We start from the raw sequence: 21,732 nt of genomic DNA, 5'->3' as shown, positions 1-21,732 counted from the left end.
CTAGAGGTACGGCCCCGAGCGGATCGCGCCGTGGCCCTGTTCCTCGTCGTCCTCCTGCACCGAGCCCGGCGGGAGGGCGCGGCGCATCTGTTCGAGCTGGGCCCTGGCCGCCATCTGCTGGGCGAACAGCGCCGTCTGGATCCCGTGGAAGAGGCCCTCCAGCCACCCCACCAACTGGGCCTGCGCGATGCGCAGCTCCGCCTCCGAGGGGATGGCCTCGTCGGTGAAGGGGAGGGAGAGCCGCTCCAGCTCCTCGACGAGCTCGGGTGCGAGCCCGTCCTCCAGCTCCTTCACGGAGCTGGCGTGGATCTCCTTGAGCCGTACCCGGCTCGCCTCGTCCAGAGGGGCCGCGCGTACCTCTTCGAGCAGCTGCTTGATCATGCTGCCGATGCGCATGACCTTGGCGGGCTGTTCGACCATCTCCGTCACCGGGATCTCGCGCGGCTCGTCGTCGGTTCCACCGCCGCCGAGCGCCGTCCCGTCCTGTCCCACCACCAGGACATGAGGGCTCTCCTGCGACCGTTCGTTCCTCGACATTTCCATGCATTCATTGTCTCGCACCGGCCCACCGCCACGCGGTGTGCCCCCGGGTGGCACGGCCCGGCCCGCCGGGCCACCCCGGCGGTCCCGGCCGTGCCACCCCCGCCGCACGGCCTACGTGGCCGCGCGGCGCCCCAGGGTCCTGTGCGAGCGGGTGACCACGGCGGCCAGCAGGGCCGCCCCCACCGGCACCGCCACCAGCAGGGCGGCCAGCGTTCCCCACGGGACGATGATCGGCACGTGGGGCACCACGGCCTGGTTGAGCCCGTCCGTGAGGGCCTGCCGGTAGCGGTTCTCCCCCTCGCGCCGCTCGGTCAGCCGCAGGGCGACCGCCGGGAGCAGGCCGGCGGCGCTGCCCAGCAGGACGCCCATCCCCGCCACCAGCCCGCACTGGAATCCGCTGAGGGTCCGGCGGACCCGGGAGGGCGCGCCGACCGCGGCGAGCGTCTTGAGGTCGGCCTCGGCGTCGGCCTGCGCCAGGCCGGTGGCGATTCCGGCGGCGCCGATGGTCACCAGCCCGGCGAAGACGCCCAGCGCGAGGAGCACGATGTTGTTCTCGCCGACGTACCCCTTCTCGATGTCGAGGTAGGCGTTGGCGCCGAACGTGTCGAGGGCGGAGGTGAGCCGCTGCTCCTGCACGCTGCTCGGCATCGAGGTCGTCGAGAAGTACCCGCCGAGCGGGACGACCCCGAAGCCCGCCGCCCTGGCCGCGGCGGCCGGGATGATCATCTTGATGCCGTAGGAGTTGGGCTTGCCCGGGACGGCGTGCGCCGTGAACTCCTTGACGGCGGCCGGCACCTTCTTGTTCTGCTGCCTGGCCTCGTCGGCCGCGTGGGTGTCGGTGATCAGCCGGATGCCGATCTTTCCCCGGGTGTCGACGTTGAGGGGGTCGAACGAGAGGATCTCGCCCGCCGCCAGCGCCTTCTCGGCGCCGGGGTCCTTGATCCCGAGCACCTTGAGGAGCGCGGCGTCACCGACCACCGTGTCGCCCGTAGGGGGGTAGACCGTCATGTCCTTGCAGCGCCGGTCGGCCCGCAGTTTCAGGCGCTCGGCGGCGCTGAAGTCCTTGTCCCCGCTGCCTTCCTTCCACAGCGGGCACTGGTTCGCGTCCGGTACGACCACCTCGGCCGTCCCGCAGCCCTTGCCCCAGTTGTCGGACGCGCAGCGCGGGGGACCGACGACCAGGCCGTCGATCTTCGCGGACACCGCGACGGGCAGCTCCCGCTGGACGGCGGCCCGCGCGGCGGGCACGTCCCGGCCGCCGTCGTCGCTGATGGAGAGAGCGACCGCGCCGTACGGCAGGTCGGCGACGTACGCGTCCCGGTTCTGGGCGTCGCTGCTCGCGGTGTACGTGGCGACCGCCACCGTCCCCGCGACGGCCGCCAGGACGGCGGCGACGGCCGGGGCCGTACGGCCCCGGTTGCGTACCGCGTCCCGCAGCGCCAGCCGCGGTGAGAGCGGCAGCCAGCGGCCCGCCTTGCCGAACAGCCCCACCAGGGCCGGGGTCATCGCGACCACGCCCAGCTCGGCGACGGCGCTGCCGCCCGCGACGATCACGTAACTGTCCGACACCGTCGACCCGTACAGCGCGATCGCCGCGCCGATCACGACCGCGGCCAGGCCCACCGCGGGCAGCACCCGGTTGCTGCGGCGGATGCCGCGCCGGCCGGTGAGGGACGCGAGGACGGTCTGCCGGGAGGCGGTGACGGCCGGGACGATCGCGGCGAGCAGGCCGGTGAGCACGGCGATCGCCGCGATCCCGAGCAGTTCGAGCGGCCGTACGTCGAAGGCGCCGAAGCGCGCGCCGAGATAGCCCTCCAGGACCGGCTTCAGGGCGAAGGTGAGGGCAACGCCGAGGACGGTGCCGACGACCGCCGCGACGACCCCGATGACCAGGCCGCCGCCGAGGACGATGGCCCGGATGTGGCGCCGGTCGCCGCCGTTGGCCCCGACCAGGCCCAGTTGGCGGCGCGAGCGGCGGGCGCCCACGGCGAAGGCGGGACCGGCCAGCAGGCAGATCTCCAGCATGGCGAGGCCGACGACGGTGCCCGCCGCGGCGAGCGCGGCCGGATCGGTCTGCCCGTTGTCGCGGTATCCGATCCAGTCGCTCTTCTGGTAGAGCGGTACGTCGGCGTCGGCGGGCGGCGAGAGGATCACGGCCCGCGAGGCGACCACGACGCCCTTGGTGTTGGCCTCCTGGACCATGTTCCACGTGAAACCGCCGGGAAGGGACACCAGCAGGGTCGCGTCGGGCGTCGAACTGTCCAGCCCCTGGGTCCGCAGGGCCTTGTCCAGCGGCGCGAGCAGGGCGCCGGGGAGCGCGTTGACCTCGGCCCTGTTCAGCTCGTCGGGCACCTCGTAGGAGCCGACGATCCGGTACGGGGTGTCGAGCCCGCGCGCGGTGAGCTTCGAGCCGACCCGCAGTCCGCTGGTCTCCAGGAACTGGGTGGTCGCGGCGACCTCGTCGGCCCGGGCCGGGAACCGGCCGTGCTGCAGGCGCATGATCCCCTCGGCCACCGGGTCCGCGGCCCTCAGCTCACGGACCTGCGTCTGGAGCAGCCCGTGGGTCGTCCGGAGCTTCGCGTTGCCGGTCGTGTCGGTCAGCGTGGTGGCCCCGGCGGGCAGCGCCTTCCTGAGGTCGGTGCTGCCGCTGGGCCACGCCGTGTCGCTGTAGTCCTTGGCGGGGGAGTAGTCCGTGCCCTTGGGGCCCTGGAGGATCGGCGCCCCGGCGAGCCCCGGGTCGGTGAACCGGGCGTCGGCGTGGCCGAGTTCGCGCGCCAGGGTCTCCCGCGGGGAGAGTTCGGCGCTCCGTACGGTCAGGTCCACGGCGCTCACCCCGAGGATGGGGAGCGCGATCATCGCGAGGACGAGGAAGCTGCGTCCCTTGAAGCGCCAGGCGTCGCGGCGGGCGATGCGCAGGGCGGCGCGCCAGGAGTGGAACCAGGTGATCACAGGTCGGCCGCCTGCCCGGTGAGCAGCGAGTCCGCCTGGCTGCGGACGGTCTGGTCGACGACCGAGCCGTCCCGCAGGAAGACCACCCGGTCCGCCCAGGCCGCGAAGCGCGGCTCGTGGGTGACCAGGACACCGGCGGCGCCCGCGTCGCAGCGGCTGCGCAGCAGCGCGAGGACGGATTCGCCGGTCTCGGAGTCCAGGGCGCCGGTGGGCTCGTCGGCGAGCACCAGCCGGCGGTCGCCGACGAGGGCGCGGGCGATGGCCACCCGCTGCTGCTGGCCGCCGGACATCTCGTCGGGGAAGCGGTCGGCGAGCTGGCCGAGGCCCATCTCCTCCAGCGCGGCGAGGGCTTCGACGCGTGCCTTGCGGGCCGAGGTGCCGTCCAGTTCGCGCGGGAGGGCGATGTTCTCCGCCGCGGTGAGGGCGGGGATCAGGTTGTAGTCCTGGAAGACGTAGCCGATGCTGCGGCGGCGCAGGGCCGCGAGCCGCTTGCGGTCGACGGTGGTGATGTCCGTCCCCTCGACGACCACGCGCCCGGAGGTGGGGTGGTCGAGTCCGCCCGCGATGGTGAGCAGCGTGGACTTGCCGGAGCCCGACGGGCCCATGACGGCGACGAGTTCGCCGGGGAACACGTCGAGGTTGATGCCGCGCAGCGCATGAACCTCGGTGGCTCCGCTGCCGTGGACGCGGGTCAGGTCCATGAGGCGCAGCACCGGTTGCGGCGGTGTGCCGGGTGTTTCGGGCATGGGTGGATCCCCCTCTGTGCTGACGCGGGCGTGTTCGCGCGTACGGATGGTGAGCTGAAGACGGTGGGGTGGGTGCGCGGCGCCCGCCGGGGCGGGTGGCGCGCGGTGAGGCGCGGTGAGGTGCGGTCAGTGCCGGCGGCCCCGGCGGGTCGGTGCGGTCACGGCCGGTTCCGGGGGCGTCGGCACGGGGACGCTCGCGTCGTCCGGGGCCGCGTCCGCGGCGGTGGCCGCCCCGGCGCCGCTCCCGGCCGCCTTGTCCTGGGCCATCGCGAGCCGGATCAGCCGTACCTCGCAGTGGTCGAGCCACCTGGCCTCGGCCTCGGTCTGGAAGATGAGCTGGTCCAGCACGAGCAGCCACGCCACCTCGTCCCGGCCGACCGGCGCGCTCTCCACGCTCTGGGACTTGAGACGCGTGTAGTCCTGCATGGCCTGGATGGTGTGGTGCCGCTGGGACTGGATGACCTCGCGGATGTCGACGCCCGGCGCGCCCACCGCCATGGCGAGCTTGATGGCCAGCTCGTCCCGGGGCGGGCTGGTGCGGTCGACGGGGGTGCGGAACCACGACCGCAGCTCCTCGCGGCCCTGATCCGTGATCACGTAGAGCGCGCGGCCGGCCTCGTCCTCACCGTCCTGCGTGACCATGCCGTCCCGCTCCAGGCGGTTCAGGGTCGTGTAGACCTGCCCGACGTTGAGCGGCCAGGTGGATCCCGTACGGGACTCGAACTCCGTACGGAGCTGGGAGCCGTAGCGCGGGCCGCGTTCCAGGAGGGCCAGAAGCCCGTGGCGAATCGACATACTCAGTATGTATACCCGGTAGGTCGGCGGCCGCAAGCGACCTGAGACGGACCTCACGCCTCAGCCGTGAGACGGATACGACCCGGTGACACGGCCGGGACGGACCTGGGACAGAGCCGCGAGCCCCGGGTCAGCGGCGGCGTAGCCGCAGGCCGAGGAAGCCGAGCCCGAGGCCGATCAGGGTGATGCCGGTCCCCAGGGTCAGGATCGCCACCGGCTCGGCGACGGGCTGCCGGAACGCCGTCGCGCCGGGTTCACGGGCCGCCGCGGGCGGCGGGGACGCCGGGCCGCCGGACGGCGGCGCCGTGTCCCCGCGCTCCTCGGCGGCGCTCTCGGAGCCGCCCGTGTCCCGGGGCTCCGGCCGGGCCGGGGACGGCCTGCCGCGGTCGGGGGACGCCGAGGGGGAGGCGGAGGGCCGGGGCCGGGCCGTACGGGACGGACCGGTCGGCGAGGGGGATGACGGGGCGAGGGAGGGGGACGCCGGGGACGGGCTGTCCGAGGCGCCGGTGGACTCCGGGTCCGGGCTGCCCTCCGGCGTGTCCGGCGGGGTGTCCCCCGGCCGGGAGACCTCGGGCCCGGTCGGCCTGCCGGGCCGGAAGTGCCCCTCCCCGGCCTGCCGTCCCGCCAGCGACTCCGTCGGCCCGGGCGTGGCCGAGGGGCCGGCCACGGGCGGCCGGGCGGCCGCCGGCGGCCCGGCGGACGGGGAGGCGGACTCCTCGGCCCGCGCGAGCGGCGCGGCCAGCAGCAAGGACGCGACCGCGAGAGCGCAGTGGGAGCGGAGCCGTGGCATCACGCGACCAGCGTCACACGGCGTGACCGCCCCGGCATCCTGAGCGACGGCCCCTCGCCGGGGAAGGGGCCGTCCCGCCTCCCCCGTAAGGACTACGGGCTACTGCGCGGACCCCGAAGCGAGCCGCAGCGTGAAGACCACCGACTTCGGGTCGATGCCCGTGCCCTGCGTCGGGTACTGCTCGATCACGGTCTCCTTGGCGTACTGCCCGTTCTGGACCGTCGTCGGCTGCTCGTACTTCCAGTGCGCCGCGTTCAGGCACTGCTTCACGGAGAGGATGTCCTTGTACCGGAAGTCCGGCACCGTCACCTTGCTCGGGTCCGAGGGGTCCTCCGACGGATCCGTGCATTCGTCCTCGTCGATGGTGTTCCCGCGGTCCGGCGCCCGGTAGCCGTCCACCGCCGGGGCGCTCGCGGTCGGCCCCGCCTCGTTGCCGCCGTCCGTGGTGCCGTCGTCCCGCATCGAGAGAGCCGTGATCAGCCCGCCGATGGCCAGCAGCGAGACGACGATCGCGCCCACGACGACCGGGGTGTTCCGCCTGCCGCCCCCGCCCCCCTGCGGCGGGGACTGCTGCGGCGAGATCGCGTACGGGGGCGGGGTCTGCTGCCCCTGCGTCTGGTACGGGGCGGCCTGCGGGTACCCGTACCCGGCACCCGCCCCGTGCGGGCCCGGCACCGGGGCCGGCGGCCCGTACGGGTTCGGGTGCTGCGGCGCCTGCGGGAGCCCGGTCGCCTGGTGCGCCGGCGTCTGGTGCGGCGGCTGGTACGGGGTCTGCACGCCGTACGGCCCCGGCGCCTGCGCGGACTGGTCGACCGGCGGGAAGACCGCCGAGCTGACCCCCGCGCCACTGTTCGACGGCGCCCCCTGGATGATCACCGGCGCGCCCGTCGGCCCGGCGGGCAGCACCCGCCGGCACTCGTCGCGCATCGCGGCGGCGCTCGGGAAGCGCTCGTTCGGGTTCTTCCTCAGCGCCCGCGCCACCAGCGCGTCCATCGCGGGCGTCAGCGACCGGTTGATCGAGGACGGCGCGACGGCCTCCTCCTGCACATGCGCGTACGCGATCGCCAGCGGCGAGTCCGCGTCGAACGGCAGACGGCCCGTCAACAGCTGGAAGAGCATGATGCCGACCGAGTAGAGGTCGGACCGGGCGTCCACGCCGCGCCCCAGCGCCTGTTCGGGGGAGAGGTACTGCGGGGTGCCGACGACCATGCCGGTCTGCGTCATCGACGTGACACCCGACTGCATGGCGCGCGCGATGCCGAAGTCCATGACCTTGACCACGTCACGCCGGGTCATCATCACGTTGCCCGGCTTGATGTCGCGGTGGACCAGGCCCATCTCGTGGCTGGCCTCCAGCGCGGCCAGCACGTCCGCCGTCACGCCGAGCGCCCGGTCGGCCGGCATCGCCCCCTGCTGCGCGATGTCCGCCCGGAGCAGGGAGCCGAGCGGCTGCCCCTCCACGTACTCCATGACGATGTACGGCATCATCGCGCCGGTGCCCGCGGCGGCGCCGTTCTCGAAGAGCGTGTCCTCGCCGGTGTCGAAGACCGAGACGATGTTCGGGTGCGACAGTTTGGCGACGGCCTGCGCCTCGCGGCGGAACCGCTCGCGGAACGACTGCTCGCGCGCCAGCTCCGTGTGCAGGGTCTTGATGGCGACCTGGCGGTCCAGCGCCGAGTCGTAGGCGAGGTAGACGGACGCCATGCCGCCTTCGCCGAGCAGGTCGCGAAGCTGGTACCGGCCGCCCGCGACCGAACCGCCCGCGTAGCGGCCCCGTGCGCCGTCCTGGCTCATGACTGTGCTTCCCCCTCGGCGCGTCGGCGGGTTGGGCGCTGAATGCCGTGACGCTGACGCGATGTTCCCATTGGTGCGCGATAACGGGCCAAGTCTGCCCCAGGCCCCGGACACGTCAAGCGGGGTGCCCGTTCCGTGACCGTAAGCGCGACAGAGCGTCTCGGAAGCGTTACAGGAACTCCATGTAATTTGCGTGGCCCCGTCCGTACGGGTTTCATGACCGGTTCCATCCTGAACCGGCGTGTCACACGAAGGCTGTAGCGTGACGTGGCATAGCACCCCTGAAAATCCCCGAACCACCGCGGGCCGCGCTGGCGGACCTGACGCGGACAGAAACGACGGCGAGGACTGATGGCACCCGAACCGGAAGCAAGCGGCAACGGAGTGTCGGATGCCGCGGACTCCTGGGGCGAGGGCGGACTGGTCGGCGACGGCCGCTACCGGATGACGCATCGCCTGGGCCGTGGCGGTATGGCCGAGGTGTTCGCGGCCGAGGACGTACGCCTCGGGCGCACCGTGGCGGTGAAGCTGCTCCGGGCCGATCTGGCCGAAGACCCCATCTCCAAGGCCCGCTTCACCCGCGAGGCGCAGTCGGTCGCCGGGCTCAACCACCACGCGGTGGTGGCGGTCTACGACTCCGGCGAGGACGTCGTCAACGGCCAGGTCGTGCCGTACATCGTCATGGAACTGGTCGAGGGCCGCACGATCCGTGAGCTGCTGCTGGAGGCGGAGGCGCCGCCGCCCGAGCAGGCGCTGATCATCGTCTCCGGTGTGCTGGAGGCCCTGGCCTACTCGCACCAGCACGGCATCGTGCACCGCGACATCAAGCCCGCGAACGTGATCATCACGCACAGCGGCGCGGTCAAGGTCATGGACTTCGGCATCGCGCGCGCCCTGCACGGCGCGCAGTCGACGATGACGCAGACCGGCATGGTCATGGGCACGCCCCAGTACCTCTCCCCCGAGCAGGCGCTGGGCAAGTCCGTCGACCACCGTTCCGACCTGTACGCGACGGGCTGCCTGCTGTACGAACTGCTCGCGCAGCGGCCCCCGTTCACCGGTGAGACGCCGCTGTCCGTCGTCTACCAGCACGTGCAGGACATCCCGGTGCCGCCCTCCCAGGTCTCCCCGGTCGCGCCGCCGGAGCTGGACGGCATGGTCATGCGCTCCCTCGCGAAAGAACCGGACGACCGGTTCCAGAGCGCCGAGGAGATGCGCGGGCTCATCCAGTACGGCATGCAGATGCTCCAGCAGCAGGGCAGCCACACCCACACCTGGAACACCGGCCCGGTCGACGCGCACGGCGGGGGCACCCCGCCGATGGGCATGGCCGCGACGACCGCGATGGGGCACCCGCCGCACGGCGAGACCTCGCAGGGCCCGATCCTGCCGCCGATGAACCCGAACGACGGCGCGTACGTCAACAACCACGGCGGCCAGGGCGGCGGCGGGCGCGGCAAGATGCTGCTGTTCGTCGCGCTGGCGCTGGTCGCGATCGTGGCGGGCGTCGCCTTCGCGGTGAACGGCATGGGCGCGAAGGAGGGCGGCGACAAGAACCCGAAGCCGTCGGTCTCCCCGACCGAGTCCGCGCCCAGCGACTCGCCGACGCCGAGCGAGTCGGAGACGGAGAAGACCGAGGAGCCCGACACGTCGTCGGGGGGCCAGCAGCAGCCGGACTACACCACGCCGCGCAAGCCGACCCCGTCGCTGACCCCCTCCGAGAAGCCCTCGGAGACCCCGTCGTCGCCCGACACCGGCACGGATTCCGGTGGCACCGAGGGCGGTACGACAGACGGGGGCACCACGGACGGCGGCAACACCAACGGCGAACCGACGGGCGGGCCTTCGGAGACGGCGACGACGGGCGACCCCGGCACCGGGGACGCCGGTACGACGGTCGGGGCCGACCCCGGCGGGGCCGTGGCGGGCACGGAAGGCGCCACCACCACCGGCAGCGGCTGAGCGAGGCGCCCGACCGCGCCCCGCACCCCGCGCCCGCCCCGCGCGAGGCGCCCCGCACAAGGCGCTCGCGTGAGGCTTTCGCGTCACCCCGCGAAGGCCTCGCGCACCGCCTCGTACTCCCTCGTCCACCACACCGCCAGGGCCGACACCGCGGCGAACTGCGGGTCGGCCCTCCGGTCGTCCAGCTGGTACCGCCACCGGAGTATCCAGAAGTCGTTGAGCCGCTCCCACCACACGCGGTGCACGGCGGCGGCCAGTTCGGCGGCGCCCGCGCCGGCCGCCCGCCGGTAGCCGCGCGCGTAGGCCCGTACCTTCGTCAGGTCCAGCTCGCCGGTCGGTTGTACGAAGAAGATCGCCGCGGCCCGTACGGCCTCCTCGGCGCGCGGCTGGACGCCCAGCCGGTCCCAGTCGACGATCGCGGCCGGCTCCGAGCCGCGGTAGATCAGGTTCAGCGGGTGGAAGTCGCCGTGCACCCAGCCCGCGGCCGGCTCCGCGCCGGGCGGCGGGCGGCGGTGGGCGTGCCGCTCCAGCAGGGTGCGCCGCTCGGTCAGGCGGTGCTCGGCCAGTTCGTCGAAGGCGTTGCGCGGGGCGTTGTGCCGTGCCAGGGCGAGGAGTTCGTCGATGAGCGCGAAGGTGGAGGCGGGGTCCTGGCTGTCGTACGTGAGGGCGTGGGTGAGGGCCACCGGGTCCGCCTCCATCACCTGCTCCAGGCCGGTGTGGACGAGCCCGAGGAGCGCGCCGAGGCGCTCGGACCCGGCGCGGGTGAGCTGGGCGCCGTTGCGGTGGCGCCCGTCGATCCAGGGGTGCAGGGCGAAGCAGTGGCCGCCGATGACGGTGACGGTCTCGCCGGAGGCGTTCTCGACGGCCTCCGCCACGGGCACGCCCAGGCCCGGTAATCGCCGGGTGGCGCGATGCTGGCGGGCCACGGCCTCGTGGTCGCCGTCCAGGTGGTGCTTGAGGAAGTAGGAGCCCCGGGTGGTCGCCAGGCGGTAGCCGCGGTTCAGCAGCCCCTGGGCGACCGGTTCGCAGGAGAGCACCTCGCCGGCGTCGCGGTAGCGGCGGAGCAGGGCTCCGACGGGCGGACGGGCATGGGCGGTGGGCTGGGGGGCGGGTGGGACGAAGGTGATGGAGGGGATCGCCGAGATCGCGGCGGGCACAGCCATTGCATATGAGCGCAGCACATGTCAGATGTTAGATCACACTGTGTGCTGGGTCTGTCGCCCTGCGCAGTAGTCGAGCGTGTGTACGGAGAAGAACTGCGGCGTGAGCCGCATGTACACCGGTTCGTAGGCCGCGCCGTCGATCAGGGTGGGGACGGCGCCGAACAGTTCCAGCTCCCGGGCGGTCGGCTCGATGATCTCCGCGGTGCCCGTGAGCTGCACCGACCACAGGTCCGTACCGCCCACGTTGAAGTTGTCCGAGCCGAACGCCACCACCCCGCCCGCGCAGGCCCGGTGGTAGCCGTGGCCCGCGTGCATCCGCAGCAGGACGTTCCCGTCCACCACCACGTGCCGCGCCGGGGCGACGAACGGCATTGCCCGCATCGTCGTGGACACCCGTCCGTACGAGACGAGCGTGAGCAGCTCCAGTGCGCGGAGTTCCTGGGTCGTGGTGGGCATGCCCTCCACTCTCCGTCACCGCGCACCCCTCTCACCAGGGGAGGCAGCCCCCGATGCCGTGGGACGTTGGTCCTGAAAAGGGCCCGGTCACACCTGGCCGAATCGGGGTGAATCAGTGCCTTTCGGCCTGGAGGCGTGCCACGTAGGCGGCGGCCTGGGAGCGCCGTTCCATGCCGAGCTTGGAGAGCAGGCTGGAGACGTAGTTCTTGATCGTCTTCTCCGCGAGGTGCAGTTGCTCGCCGATCGCGCGGTTCGTCATGCCCTCGCCGATCAGGTCGAGGATCCTGCGCTCCTGGTCCGTCAGCCCCGCCAGTTTGTCGTCCGGCTTGGGCCCGCTGCCGTCCCGCAGCCGCTGGAGCACCCGGGCCGTCGCCACCGGGTCGAGGAGCGAGCGGCCGGCCGCCACGTCCCGTACCGCGCTCAGCAGTTCGTTGCCCCGGATCGCCTTGAGGACATAGCCGGACGCCCCGGCCATGATGGCGTCGAACAGCGCCTCGTCGTCCGAGAACGACGTCAGCATCAGGCACTTGATGCCCTCGTCGCGCGAGCGGATCTCGCGGCAGACCTCGACCCCGCTGCCGTCCGGCAGCCGTACGTCGAGCACCGCCACGTCCGGACGGGTGGCGGGGATCCTCACCATCGCGTCCGCGGCCGTACCCGCCTCGCCCACGACCTCGATGTCGGACTCCACGGAGAGCAACTCGTGCACCCCGCGTCGGACGACTTCGTGATCATCGACCAGGAAAACCGTGATTTTTCCGTCTTCACCCACATAAGTCAGTCTCACACACTCACCCTCCGCCCGCCCTTCCCTGGCACGGATGCGCCGGGATAACGTGCCGTTGTTCCGGCGGCCTGCGAGGCTGTGACCAGTGGGTGTTTCCGACTTCTTTCGATTTACTTGGATATCCGAGCAAAATCGCAGGTCACAAGGGGTTTCGCAGGAATGCCGCCCACTGGGTAACGTGCCTCTGACAGGGCGCTCGCCGGGGCAACTTGTCACGCCGATCCCGGCCGGACCGCACCCACCCTGTGCGGACGGACGGAAGCGGCGAGCCGCACTGGTTCCCGGCGGATCCCGGGGGCCGGACAGACGGAGGAGCACGCACGTGACCGTGGAGAGCACTGCCCCGCGCAAACCGCGACGCAGTAGCGGCACCAAGCGCACCAGCGCCAGGAGGACGCCGCAGCAGCAGAGTTCCGAGCCCCAGCTCGTACAGCTGCTCACCCCTGAGGGTGAGCGCGTCGAGCACCCGGAATACGAGATCGACCTGACCCCCGAGGAGCTGCGGGGCCTGTACCGGGACATGGTGCTGACCCGGCGCTTCGACGCCGAGGCCACCTCGCTCCAGCGTCAGGGAGAGCTGGGCCTGTGGGCCTCGCTGCTGGGCCAGGAGGCCGCCCAGATCGGCTCGGGCCGTGCCCTGCACGACGACGACTACGTCTTCCCGACCTACCGTGAGCACGGTGTGGCCTGGGTCCGCGGCGTCGACCCCACCAACCTGCTCGGCATGTTCCGCGGCGTCAACCACGGCGGCTGGGACCCGGGCACCAACAACTTCCACCTCTACACGATCGTCATCGGCTCGCAGACCCTGCACGCCGTCGGCTACGCCATGGGGGTGGCCAAGGACGGCGCCGACAGCGCCGTGATCGCCTACTTCGGCGACGGCGCCTCCAGCCAGGGCGACGTCGCGGAGTCCTTCACCTTCGCCGCGGTCTACAACGCCCCGGTGGTCTTCTTCTGCCAGAACAACCAGTGGGCGATCTCCGAGCCCACCGAGAAGCAGATGCGGGTGCCGCTGTACCAGCGCGCCCAGGGGTACGGCTTCCCCGGCGTCCGGGTCGACGGCAACGACGTCCTCGCCTGCCTGGCGGTGACCCGCTCCGCGCTGGAGCGGGCGCGCCGGGGCGAGGGGCCGATGCTGGTCGAGGCGTTCACGTACCGGATGGGCGCCCACACCACCTCCGACGACCCGACCAAGTACCGGGCCGACGAGGAGACCGAGTCCTGGCGGGCCAAGGACCCGATCCTGCGGCTGCGCCGCCTCCTGGAGCGGGAGGGGCACGCCGACGAGGCGTACTTCACCGGCCTGGAGGAGGAGAGCGAGGCGCTCGGCAAGCGGGTGCGTGAGGCCGTACGGGCGATGCCGGACCCCGACCGTCTGGCGATCTTCGACCACGTGTACGCGGACGGGAGCGCGCTCGTCGACGAGGAGCGGGCCCAGTTCCAGGCGTACCAGGCGTCGTTCGCGGACTCCGGCGAGTCCGCCGAGGGGGGTAAGTGATCATGGCCGTACAGAAGCTTCCTCTCGCGAAGGCGATCAACGAGTCGCTGCGCAAGGCGCTGGAGACCGATCCCAAGGTCCTGATCATGGGTGAGGACGTCGGCAAGCTCGGCGGGGTCTTCCGCGTGACGGACGGGCTCCAGAAGGACTTCGGCGAGGGCCGGGTCATCGACACCCCGCTCGCCGAGTCGGGCATCGTCGGCACGGCGATCGGCCTCGCGCTGCGCGGCTACCGCCCGGTCGTCGAGATCCAGTTCGACGGGTTCGTCTTCCCCGCGTACGACCAGATCGTCACGCAGCTCGCGAAGATGCACGCCCGCGCGCTCGGCAAGATCAAGATGCCCGTCGTGATCCGTATCCCGTACGGCGGCGGCATCGGCGCGGTCGAGCACCACTCGGAGTCCCCCGAGGCGCTCTTCGCGCACGTTGCCGGGTTGAAGATCGTCTCGCCGTCGACGTCGTCCGACGCGTACTGGATGATGCAGCAGGCCATCCTCAGCGACGACCCGGTGATCTTCTTCGAGCCGAAGCGGCGCTACTGGGACAAGAGCGAGGTCGACCCCGAGGCCATCCCCGGCCCGCTGCACAAGGCGCGGGTCGCGCTCCCCGGCTCGGACCTCACCCTGGCCGCGTACGGCCCGATGGTGAAGGTCTGCCTGGAGGCCGCGGCGGCGGCCGGCGAGGAGGGCAAGTCGCTGGAGGTCCTGGACCTCCGGTCGATGTCCCCGATCGACTTCGACACCATCCAGACGTCGGTGGAGAAGACCGGCCGGCTGGTCGTGGTGCACGAGGCGCCGGTGTTCTACGGCTCGGGCGCGGAGATCGCCGCTCGCGTCACGGAGCGGTGCTTCTACCACCTGGAGGCCCCGGTGCTGCGCGTCGGCGGCTTCCACGCGCCGTATCCGCCGGCCCGCCTGGAGGACGAGTACCTCCCGGGCCTGGACCGGGTGCTCGACGCCGTCGACCGCTCGCTCGCGTACTGAGGAGTGCCGTGACCATGACTGCTGACACGTCCACGCGCTACCGCGAGTTCAAGATGCCCGACGTGGGCGAGGGACTCACCGAGGCCGAGATCCTCAAGTGGTACGTACAGCCCGGTGACGTCGTCACCGACGGCCAGGTGGTGTGCGAGGTCGAGACCGCGAAGGCGGCGGTCGAACTGCCCATCCCCTACGACGGGGTGGTGCACGAGCTGCGCTTCGCCGAGGGCACGACCGTCGACGTCGGGGAGTCCATCATCACGGTGGACGTGGCGCCGGGCAGCGGGGAGGCCGCTCCGGCGGCGGCCCCGGTGGCCGCGCCCGCCGCCGGGGACGGGTCCTCCGACGCGGGCTCGGGTTCGGGTTCCGCCTCCGGTTCCGCCTCCGCCGGGACCGGGACGGCGGCCTCCGCGGGCCGCACGCCGGTCCTCGTCGGGTACGGCGTCGCCGAGGCGTCCACCAAGCGCCGCGCCCGCAAGGGCGCCACGGCCCCGTCCGTACCGGAGCAGGCGGCGGCCGCCGCCGTCCAGGCGGAGATGAACGGGTACGCGGCGCCGGTCCAGGAGCCCGAGCGGACCCGGCCGCTGGCCAAGCCGCCCGTGCGCAAGCTCGCCAAGGACCTCGGCGTGGACCTGGCGACGATCACGCCGACCGGTCCCGACGGGGTCATCACCCGCGAGGACGTCCACGCGGCGACCGCCCCGGCCGCCGCGCCCGAGCCGGTCGTGACCGTCCAGGCGCCCGCGGCCGTCACCGCCCCCGCCGCACCCGCTCCCGTCTCCGCCTCCGCCCGGGAGACCCGGGTCCCCGTCAAGGGGGTACGGAAGGCCACGGCGGCGGCGATGGTGGGCAGCGCGTTCACCGCGCCGCACGTCACGGAGTTCGTCACCGTCGACGTGACGCGCACGATGAGACTGGTCGAGGAGCTCAAGGCCGACAAGGAGATGGCGGGCGTGCGGGTCAACCCGCTCGTCCTCATCGCCAAGGCCCTGCTGGTCGCGATCAAGCGCCACCCCGAGGTCAACGCCACGTGGGACGAGGCGAACCAGGAGATCGTGGTCAAGCACTACGTGAACCTGGGCATCGCCGCCGCCACCCCGCGCGGCCTGCTCGTCCCGAACATCAAGGACGCGCACGACAAGACCCTGCCCCAACTGGCCGCCGCGCTGGGCGACCTGGTGTCCACGGCCCGCGAGGGCCGGACGACCCCGGGAGCCATGCAGGGCGGCACGGTGACCATCACCAACGTCGGGGTCTTCGGCGTGGACACCGGTACGCCGATCCTCAACCCGGGCGAGTCGGCGATCCTCGCCGTCGGGGCGATCAAGCTCCAGCCCTGGGTGCACAAGGGCAAGGTCAAGGCCCGCCAGGTCACCACCCTGGCGCTGTCCTTCGACCACCGCCTGGTGGACGGCGAGCTGGGCTCCAAGGTCCTGGCGGACACCGCCGCGATCCTGGAGCAGCCGAAGCGGCTGATCACCTGGGCCTGACGGCCCGGCCGTTCGGCGGGTCCACAGCAGCACACAGCGCCGAGAACACGGGGCGGGCCGCGGAGATCGATCTCCGCGGCCCGCCCCGTGCGTCGTCCGCCGGCCCGTCAGCGCGCCGGATCCCGCCACATCGGGTACAGGCTCGGCCCGCCCGGCAGGTCCGTCGTGACGTCCAGGTGCGCGTAGCCCAGGCGCGCGTACAGCTTCGCGCTGCGCTCGTTGCTCGCCTCCAGGAACGACGGCACGCCCTGCCGGTCGAGCTCGTCGAGGCGGTCGGTCAGCAGGGCCGTACCGAGCCCCTCGCCCACCCGGTCCGGCAGTACGGCGACGAACGGCAGGTACTGGTGGTCCGTGTGGGTCGGGTGGTTGGCCGTGGACCGTACGTCGAACGCCCCGATCCGGTCCGCGTGGTACGCGCCGAGTATCGGCTCGTACAGCGTCCTGAGGTCCGGCCCCTCGTCGTGCGCCGTCACGTCCACCGGCAGCCAGAGCGCGACCGCCGCGCGGTCGGCGGTGGTCCACACCGAGCCCTCGGCGAGCGCCAGTTCCACGAAGGGGCGGAAGAAGTCCGGGTGCAGGCGGGCGCGGTCGGCCTCGTCCGGGAAGATCCAGCAGCTCACCGGGTCGTCGTGAAAACCGGTCGCGAGGACCGACGTCACCTCCTCCGTGTCGGCTCCGTCGGCCCGCACGATGGATACGTTCGACATTCCGGTCATCCCTCTTCGTCATGAGGGGGTGGGACCACCGCCGTGGTCCCACCCCCGTACCGGTGCGCGGTCAGTCCTGCTGGGCGGTGGCCGGCAGGGTCCGCAGCTTCATCGTCTTCGCGGTGGTCGTGCCGAAGCCGTAGTCGAGCAGCTTCGCGGCGTCCGCGTAACGGTCGGTGCCGTTCAGGACGACACCCACGAGCGTCTTGCTGCCACGGGTGGCGGCGAAGACCAGGCAGGGGCCCGCGGCGGTGCCGGTGCCCGTCTTGATGCCGATGGCGCCCTTGTAGGAGCCGAGGAGCTTGTTCGTGTTGTACCAGGTGTACGTGCGCGTCTTGCCGGCGCTCGTCGTCGCCGGGGCCACGTACTTCGTCGCCTTCACGACCGCGCGGAAGTTGCTGTTCTTCATCGCGTACTGCGCGATCTTCGCGAGGTCGCGGGGCGTCGTGTAGTTGTTGTTGCTCGGCGAGATGCCGTCGAACGAGTCGAACTTGGTGTTCTTGAGACCCAGCGTCTTGGCCGTCGCGTTCATCTTCGAGATGAAGGACTTCGTCCGCGCCGCGACCGTGGTGCCCGTACCGTACGCGTCGGCCAGGGCGTACGCCGCGTCGCAGCCGGAGGGCAGCATCGTCCCGTACAGGAGCTGGCGGACCGTCACCTTGTCACCGGTCCGCAGGTCGGCGGTGCTCGCGCCTTCCCTGACCACGTAGTCGCGGTACGCCTGCTTGACGGTGATCTTCTTGTTGAGGTCGACGCCCTTGATGTTCAGCACCACGGCGGCCGTCATGATCTTGGTGGTGCTGGCCATCTGGCGCCGGGTGTCGGGGGTCTTGCTGAACACCGTGGCGCTGGACGAGTTGTTGAGCAGGAAGGCGCCCTTGCCGCCGACCGTCGGCGCCTTCGCGGCGGCCTGGGCGGAGGAGGCGAGGGGGGAGACGGCCAGCAGCAGGCCGGTGCCGACAGCGACCACGGCGGCCTTGCGTATGCCCGGGAGGGTGGATATCAAAGGAAACGCTCCGAGTTCGCGCATGCGTGGAAAAGCGAAGTGTGAGGGCCCTCGGGAATGAGGGGTCCGTATGTGTGACTCCCGAGAACCCCCGAAGGATGTACGCCGCGCACGGATTTCCGAATGTCCGCCCTGTGGATCCGCCCGGTGGATGTCCGCCATGCGGACCGGTGTTCTGTTGCACCCCTGTTGTATCTAAGCTGTGCGCATGCCGTCAGCCGCCCCCGTCCCCGCCCCTGCCCCCGTCAAGCGCACGCCCGCCGCCGACCGTGTCTACAGCCACATCAAGCAGGCCGTCCTCGACCGCCGCTACCAGGGCGGGACCCTCCTCACCGAGGGCGAACTCGCCGAGGCCGTCGGGGTCTCCCGCACCCCCGTCAGGGAGGCGCTGCTCAAGCTGGAGGTGGAAGGGCTGATCAAGCTCTACCCCAAGAAGGGCGCGCTGGTCCTCGCCGTCTCCGTGCAGGAGATCGCCGACGTCGTCGAGACCCGCCTGCTCGTGGAGGAGTTCGCCGTACGGAAGGCCGTCCCGGCCCCCGCCCGGCTGATCGCCCGGCTGGAAGAGGTGCTGGAGGAGCAGCGCGAGAAGGCCGGCGCCGGCGACCTCGCCGCCTTCGCCGTCACCGACCGCTGCTTCCACGCCGAGATCGTGCGCCACGCGGGCAACGAGATCCTGTCCAAGCTCTACGACCAGCTCAGGGACCGGCAGTTGCGGATGGGCGTGGCCGTGCTGGAGGCCCACCCCGAGCGGGTCGCCCGGAGCATCGACGAGCACGCCGACCTCCTCGACGCCATCAGGTCCGGCGACGCCGAGGGCGCCGCGCGCAGCATCCGCAGCCACGTGAGCCGCGTCAAGGTGCTGGTCAGGGGGGAGGACCGGTGAGCGCCGCCGCCGTCGGCCTGCCGGGCGACCCACCGGGCGGGCGCCGCGCCCTGCGCGTGTGGGGCATCGGCGTCGCGGTCTACTTCGTCGCCGTCATCTTCCGTACCAGCCTGGGCGTGGCCGGCCTCGACGCGACGGACCGCTTCCACATCAACGCCTCCGCCCTCTCGACCTTCTCGATCCTCCAACTCCTCGTGTACGCGGGCATGCAGATACCCGTCGGCCTGCTGGTCGACCGGGTCGGCACCAAGCGGATGCTGACCTTCGGGGTCGTCCTCTTCACGATCGGCCAGCTGGGCTTCGCGTTCTCCACCTCGTACGGCACGGCCCTCGCCTCGCGCGCCCTGCTCGGCTGCGGCGACGCGATGACGTTCATCAGCGTGCTGCGGCTCGGCACCCGGTGGTTCCCGGCCCGGCGCGGGCCGATGATCGCGCAGGTCGCCGCGTTCTTCGGGATGGCGGGCAACCTCGTCTCCACCGTCTTCATCTCCCGTACCCTGCACGGCCTCGGCTGGACCACGACCTTCGCGGGCAGCTCCCTGGCGGGCGTGGTGGTCCTCGTCCTGCTGCTCCTCTTCCTCAAGGACCACCCGGAGGGCCACGAGCCGCCGCCCTCCCAGCACGCCGGAACGGCCTACGTGCGCAAGCAGATCGCCGAGTCCTGGCGCGAGCCCGGCACCCGCCTCGGGCTGTGGGTGCACTTCACCGGGCAGTTCCCCGCGATGATCTTCCTGCTGCTCTGGGGCATGCCGTTCCTCGTAGAGTCCCAGGGCCTGTCCCGCGCCGCCGCCGGTGAACTGCTCACCCTCGTCGTGCTCTCCAACATGGTGGTCGGGCTGGTGTACGGGCAGGTCATCGGCCGCCACCACGAGGCCAGGACCCCGCTCGCCCTCGGCACGGTCGGCGCGACGGCGCTGCTCTGGGCGGCGACCCTCGGCTACCCGGGCGGGCAGGCGCCCCTGTGGCTGCTGATCACGCTCTGCGTGGTCCTCGGCGCCTGCGGCCCCGCCTCCATGATCGGCTTCGACTTCGCCCGCCCCGCGAACCCGCCCGAACGTCAGGGCACGGCCTCCGGAATCGTCAACATGGGCGGTTTCGTGGCGTCGATGTTCACGCTGCTCGCCGTCGGTGTCCTGCTGGACGCGACCGACGGCGACTACCGGATCGCCTTCTCGTCCGTCTTCGTCCTCGAAGCGCTCGGGGTGGTGCAGATCCTGCGCCTGCGGGCGCGTACGGCACGGCGGGAGCGGGAGCGGCTGGTGGCGAGCCGGGTGGAGGCCGTGCACGTACCGGCGTGACCGCCGGCGCCGCGTGACCGCTGCCGCGTGACCGCCCGCAGTGGTGACCGCTAGCGCGTGATCGCGAACTCGCGCAGGATCGCCGCCGCCATCTCCGGGTCGCCGTCGATCTTCACGCGGTCCGCCACCGCGTTGTACCGCACCCGCCCGCACGCCAGCCGGTAGTACGTCTCCCAGTCCAGCGCCAGCGTCACCAGCGGGCCGAGCGACGGGGAGCCGTCGATCGTGCCGCGGCCGTCCGCGTCCACCCGGACCGTCCGCAGGAACTCCAGCGGGCCGTTCACGTCGATCACGACCGCGGAGTTCGGCGGCGCGCCCGCGTCCTTGGCTATGACCTTCGGCAGCGCCTCCAGCAGCAGGTCGCGCGTGATGTGGGCGCCGGGGGAGTCGAGGTTGCCCGGCCGGTTCAGGGTCGTACGGAGATCCTGCTCGTGCACCCACACGTCGAACGCCCGCCCGCGCAGGGCCGTCTCGAGAGTCTGCTCCTTGCCGAGAGGGGCGCGGACCATCGTGTCGGGCGAGCGCGTCTCGTTCCGCAGCTGACGGTTGCGGCGGATGATCGTGTACTCCAGCTCGGCCGTCATCTCCGGCGCGGTGTGGTGCCGCCGTACGTCGACCTGCATCTCCATGTACCGGGCGTACTCGTTCTGCACATGGTAGAGATCACGCGGCAGGGAGTGGATCGGACGCGGGTCCCCGAGCATTTCGGACTCCATGCCGATGACATGCGAGACGACATCGCGTACGGACCACGCGGGGCACGGTGTGCGCCAGTTCCATTCGCCCTCGACGAGTGGCTGCACCAGCTCGACTATGGCATCGATGGAGTGGGTCCAGGCATCGGCGTAGTTCTGGAGGCTGGGATGGACGGTCACGGGACCCCTCGGCGGTTCTGCGGTACGCGGGCTGGCTTGCGGGCTGCGGGCTGCGGGCTGCGTGGGAGGCTAGGACGCTAAGTTACGCTGCCCGATGGCACCCCGGCAGTGCTTTCGTGTGACGATCGTAGGCCCGTGTTGACGGCTCGAATGCCAGGACGGTGGTACCGTGCGCGCCTCTCTTCTCCAGATCGCAGTAGACCCGGACGAATCGGTCGAATCCCGCAGGCTGCGGGTGGCGGCTCTGGTACGCGAACAGCGCGGCGCGGACCTCGTGGTGCTGCCGGAACTGTGGCCCATGGGGGCATTCGCGTACGAACTTTTTGCCACCGAGGCGGAAACGCCGGACGGCCCGACGTTCCGGGCGATGTCGGCGGCGGCGCGTGATGCGGGGGTCTGGCTGCACGCGGGGTCGATCGTGGAGCGGGTCGGCGACGGGCCCTCGCGGCGGCTCTACAACACCTCGCTCGTCCTCTCCCCCGCCGGCGAGCTGGTCCGTACGTACCGCAAGATCCACCGCTTCGGCTTCGACAAGGGCGAGGCCACGCTGATGGACGCGGGCGGCGAACTGGTCACCGTGGCGCTGCCGGAAACCACGATCGGCCTCGCCACCTGTTACGACCTGCGCTTCCCCGAACTGTTCCGCGGCCTGGTCGACGCGGGCGCGCACCTGCTCGTCGTCCCGGCCGGCTGGCCCGCGCGGCGGCGCGCGCACTGGTCGCTGCTGGCGCGGGCGCGTGCGGTGGAGAACCAGTCGTACGTCCTGGCCTGCGGCACCGCGGGGACCCACGCGGGCGTGGAGCAGGCGGGGCACAGCGTGGTCGTGGACCCGTGGGGCGAGGTGCTGGCCGAGGCGGGGGACGGCGAGGAGGTCCTGACGGTCGAGTTCGACCCGGCGCGGGTGGCGGTGACGCGCGAGCAGTTTCCGGCGCTGAAGGACCGGCGGCTGGGGCTGGCGGTCCCGCCGGTACGCGACTGAACGCGCAGGGCCCCCACCGTTCACGTTC

19 protein-coding genes are annotated in these 21,732 nt (G+C 72.0%); 7 read left to right on the top strand and 12 right to left on the bottom strand.

Annotation, left to right across the window (positions count from 1 at the left end; all coding sequences use genetic code 11):
* The 6 genes from HA039_RS16760 to HA039_RS16735 all read right to left on the bottom strand — a co-directional run bounded on the left by HA039_RS16760 (position 1) and on the right by HA039_RS16735 (position 7,617).
* Positions 1-543, bottom strand: coding sequence for a bacterial proteasome activator family protein (locus HA039_RS16760; RefSeq protein WP_167030254.1), 543 nt, complete (start codon positions 541-543; stop codon positions 1-3).
* A 111-nt stretch (positions 544-654) separates the two neighbouring features.
* Entirely contained in the window at positions 655-3,492 is a 2,838-nt protein-coding gene (locus HA039_RS16755; protein ID WP_167030250.1) for an FtsX-like permease family protein, read from the bottom strand.
* Positions 3,489-4,238 (bottom strand): ABC transporter ATP-binding protein, encoded by a 750-nt coding sequence (locus HA039_RS16750; RefSeq protein WP_167030247.1) that lies wholly within the window; start codon positions 4,236-4,238, stop codon positions 3,489-3,491. Before HA039_RS16750 ends, HA039_RS16755 begins: the two co-directional genes overlap by 4 nt.
* A 126-nt stretch (positions 4,239-4,364) precedes the next feature.
* A complete protein-coding gene (locus HA039_RS16745) occupies positions 4,365-5,033 on the bottom strand; it encodes a PadR family transcriptional regulator (RefSeq protein WP_167030244.1) in 669 nt (222 codons plus the stop codon).
* Between the two features lie 130 nt (positions 5,034-5,163).
* On the bottom strand, positions 5,164-5,826 hold the full coding sequence (locus HA039_RS16740; protein WP_167030241.1) for a hypothetical protein: 663 nt from the start codon (positions 5,824-5,826) through the stop codon (positions 5,164-5,166).
* A 96-nt stretch (positions 5,827-5,922) separates the two neighbouring features.
* Entirely contained in the window at positions 5,923-7,617 is a 1,695-nt protein-coding gene (locus HA039_RS16735) for a protein kinase domain-containing protein (RefSeq protein WP_167030238.1), read from the bottom strand.
* A gap of 351 nt (positions 7,618-7,968) precedes the next feature.
* On the opposite strand from HA039_RS16735, the gene HA039_RS16730 reads away from it, so the two are divergent.
* Positions 7,969-9,579: a protein kinase domain-containing protein gene (locus HA039_RS16730; protein ID WP_167030235.1), complete on the top strand. Its 1,611-nt coding sequence runs from the start codon at positions 7,969-7,971 to the stop codon at positions 9,577-9,579.
* Between the two features lie 83 nt (positions 9,580-9,662).
* Here HA039_RS16730 and HA039_RS16725 read toward each other — a convergent pair whose 3' ends face one another.
* From HA039_RS16725 to HA039_RS16715, 3 genes are all read right to left on the bottom strand, one after another.
* A complete protein-coding gene (locus HA039_RS16725) occupies positions 9,663-10,742 on the bottom strand; it encodes a phosphotransferase (protein WP_167030232.1) in 1,080 nt (359 codons plus the stop codon).
* Positions 10,743-10,775: 33 nt separating this feature from the next.
* Positions 10,776-11,198 carry a pyridoxamine 5'-phosphate oxidase family protein gene (locus HA039_RS16720; protein ID WP_167030228.1) on the bottom strand — a complete coding sequence of 141 codons (423 nt, stop codon included), beginning with the start codon at positions 11,196-11,198 and terminating at the stop codon, positions 10,776-10,778.
* A 112-nt stretch (positions 11,199-11,310) separates the two neighbouring features.
* Positions 11,311-11,970: a response regulator gene (locus tag HA039_RS16715; RefSeq protein ID WP_167030225.1), complete on the bottom strand. Its 660-nt coding sequence runs from the start codon at positions 11,968-11,970 to the stop codon at positions 11,311-11,313.
* Positions 11,971-12,307: 337 nt separating this feature from the next.
* Here HA039_RS16715 and pdhA point away from each other — a divergent pair, with 337 nt between their 5' ends.
* Genes pdhA through HA039_RS16700 form a run of 3 tightly spaced genes read left to right on the top strand, consistent with a single transcriptional unit; the run spans position 12,308 to position 15,956 of the window.
* Positions 12,308-13,486 carry a pyruvate dehydrogenase (acetyl-transferring) E1 component subunit alpha gene (gene pdhA / locus HA039_RS16710; protein ID WP_167030222.1) on the top strand — a complete coding sequence of 393 codons (1,179 nt, stop codon included), beginning with the start codon at positions 12,308-12,310 and terminating at the stop codon, positions 13,484-13,486.
* A 2-nt stretch (positions 13,487-13,488) separates the two neighbouring features.
* Positions 13,489-14,469 carry an alpha-ketoacid dehydrogenase subunit beta gene (locus HA039_RS16705; RefSeq protein WP_167030221.1) on the top strand — a complete coding sequence of 327 codons (981 nt, stop codon included), beginning with the start codon at positions 13,489-13,491 and terminating at the stop codon, positions 14,467-14,469.
* Between the two features lie 14 nt (positions 14,470-14,483).
* Entirely contained in the window at positions 14,484-15,956 is a 1,473-nt protein-coding gene (locus tag HA039_RS16700; protein ID WP_167030218.1) for a dihydrolipoamide acetyltransferase family protein, read from the top strand.
* A 107-nt stretch (positions 15,957-16,063) separates the two neighbouring features.
* Here HA039_RS16700 and HA039_RS16695 read toward each other — a convergent pair whose 3' ends face one another.
* Together HA039_RS16695 and HA039_RS16690 are read right to left on the bottom strand one after the other, a co-directional pair.
* A complete protein-coding gene (locus HA039_RS16695; protein ID WP_167030215.1) occupies positions 16,064-16,663 on the bottom strand; it encodes a GNAT family N-acetyltransferase in 600 nt (199 codons plus the stop codon).
* 70 nt (positions 16,664-16,733) lie between these two features.
* Entirely contained in the window at positions 16,734-17,693 is a 960-nt protein-coding gene (locus tag HA039_RS16690) for a D-alanyl-D-alanine carboxypeptidase family protein (RefSeq protein WP_167030213.1), read from the bottom strand.
* Between the two features lie 184 nt (positions 17,694-17,877).
* Between HA039_RS16690 and HA039_RS16685 the strand changes: the two genes are divergently transcribed.
* Both HA039_RS16685 and HA039_RS16680 read left to right on the top strand, forming a co-directional pair.
* Positions 17,878-18,552 (top strand): GntR family transcriptional regulator, encoded by a 675-nt coding sequence (locus HA039_RS16685; protein WP_167030210.1) that lies wholly within the window; start codon positions 17,878-17,880, stop codon positions 18,550-18,552.
* Positions 18,549-19,850 carry an MFS transporter gene (locus HA039_RS16680; protein ID WP_167030207.1) on the top strand — a complete coding sequence of 434 codons (1,302 nt, stop codon included), beginning with the start codon at positions 18,549-18,551 and terminating at the stop codon, positions 19,848-19,850. Before HA039_RS16685 ends, HA039_RS16680 begins: the two co-directional genes overlap by 4 nt.
* A gap of 50 nt (positions 19,851-19,900) precedes the next feature.
* On the opposite strand, the gene HA039_RS16675 is transcribed toward HA039_RS16680, so the two are convergent.
* Positions 19,901-20,725, bottom strand: a complete 825-nt coding sequence (locus HA039_RS16675; protein WP_167030204.1) for a maleylpyruvate isomerase family mycothiol-dependent enzyme — start codon at positions 20,723-20,725, stop codon at positions 19,901-19,903.
* Between the two features lie 169 nt (positions 20,726-20,894).
* Here HA039_RS16675 and HA039_RS16670 point away from each other — a divergent pair, with 169 nt between their 5' ends.
* A complete protein-coding gene (locus HA039_RS16670; RefSeq protein ID WP_167030201.1) occupies positions 20,895-21,704 on the top strand; it encodes a carbon-nitrogen family hydrolase in 810 nt (269 codons plus the stop codon).
* The last annotated feature ends 28 nt before the right edge of the window (positions 21,705-21,732 follow it).

The organism is Streptomyces liangshanensis, assembly GCF_011694815.1.
Taxonomy (GTDB): domain Bacteria; phylum Actinomycetota; class Actinomycetes; order Streptomycetales; family Streptomycetaceae; genus Streptomyces; species Streptomyces liangshanensis.
The sequence above is the reverse complement of the archived record's forward strand: the minus strand, read 5'-3'. Positions and strand labels throughout refer to the sequence as shown.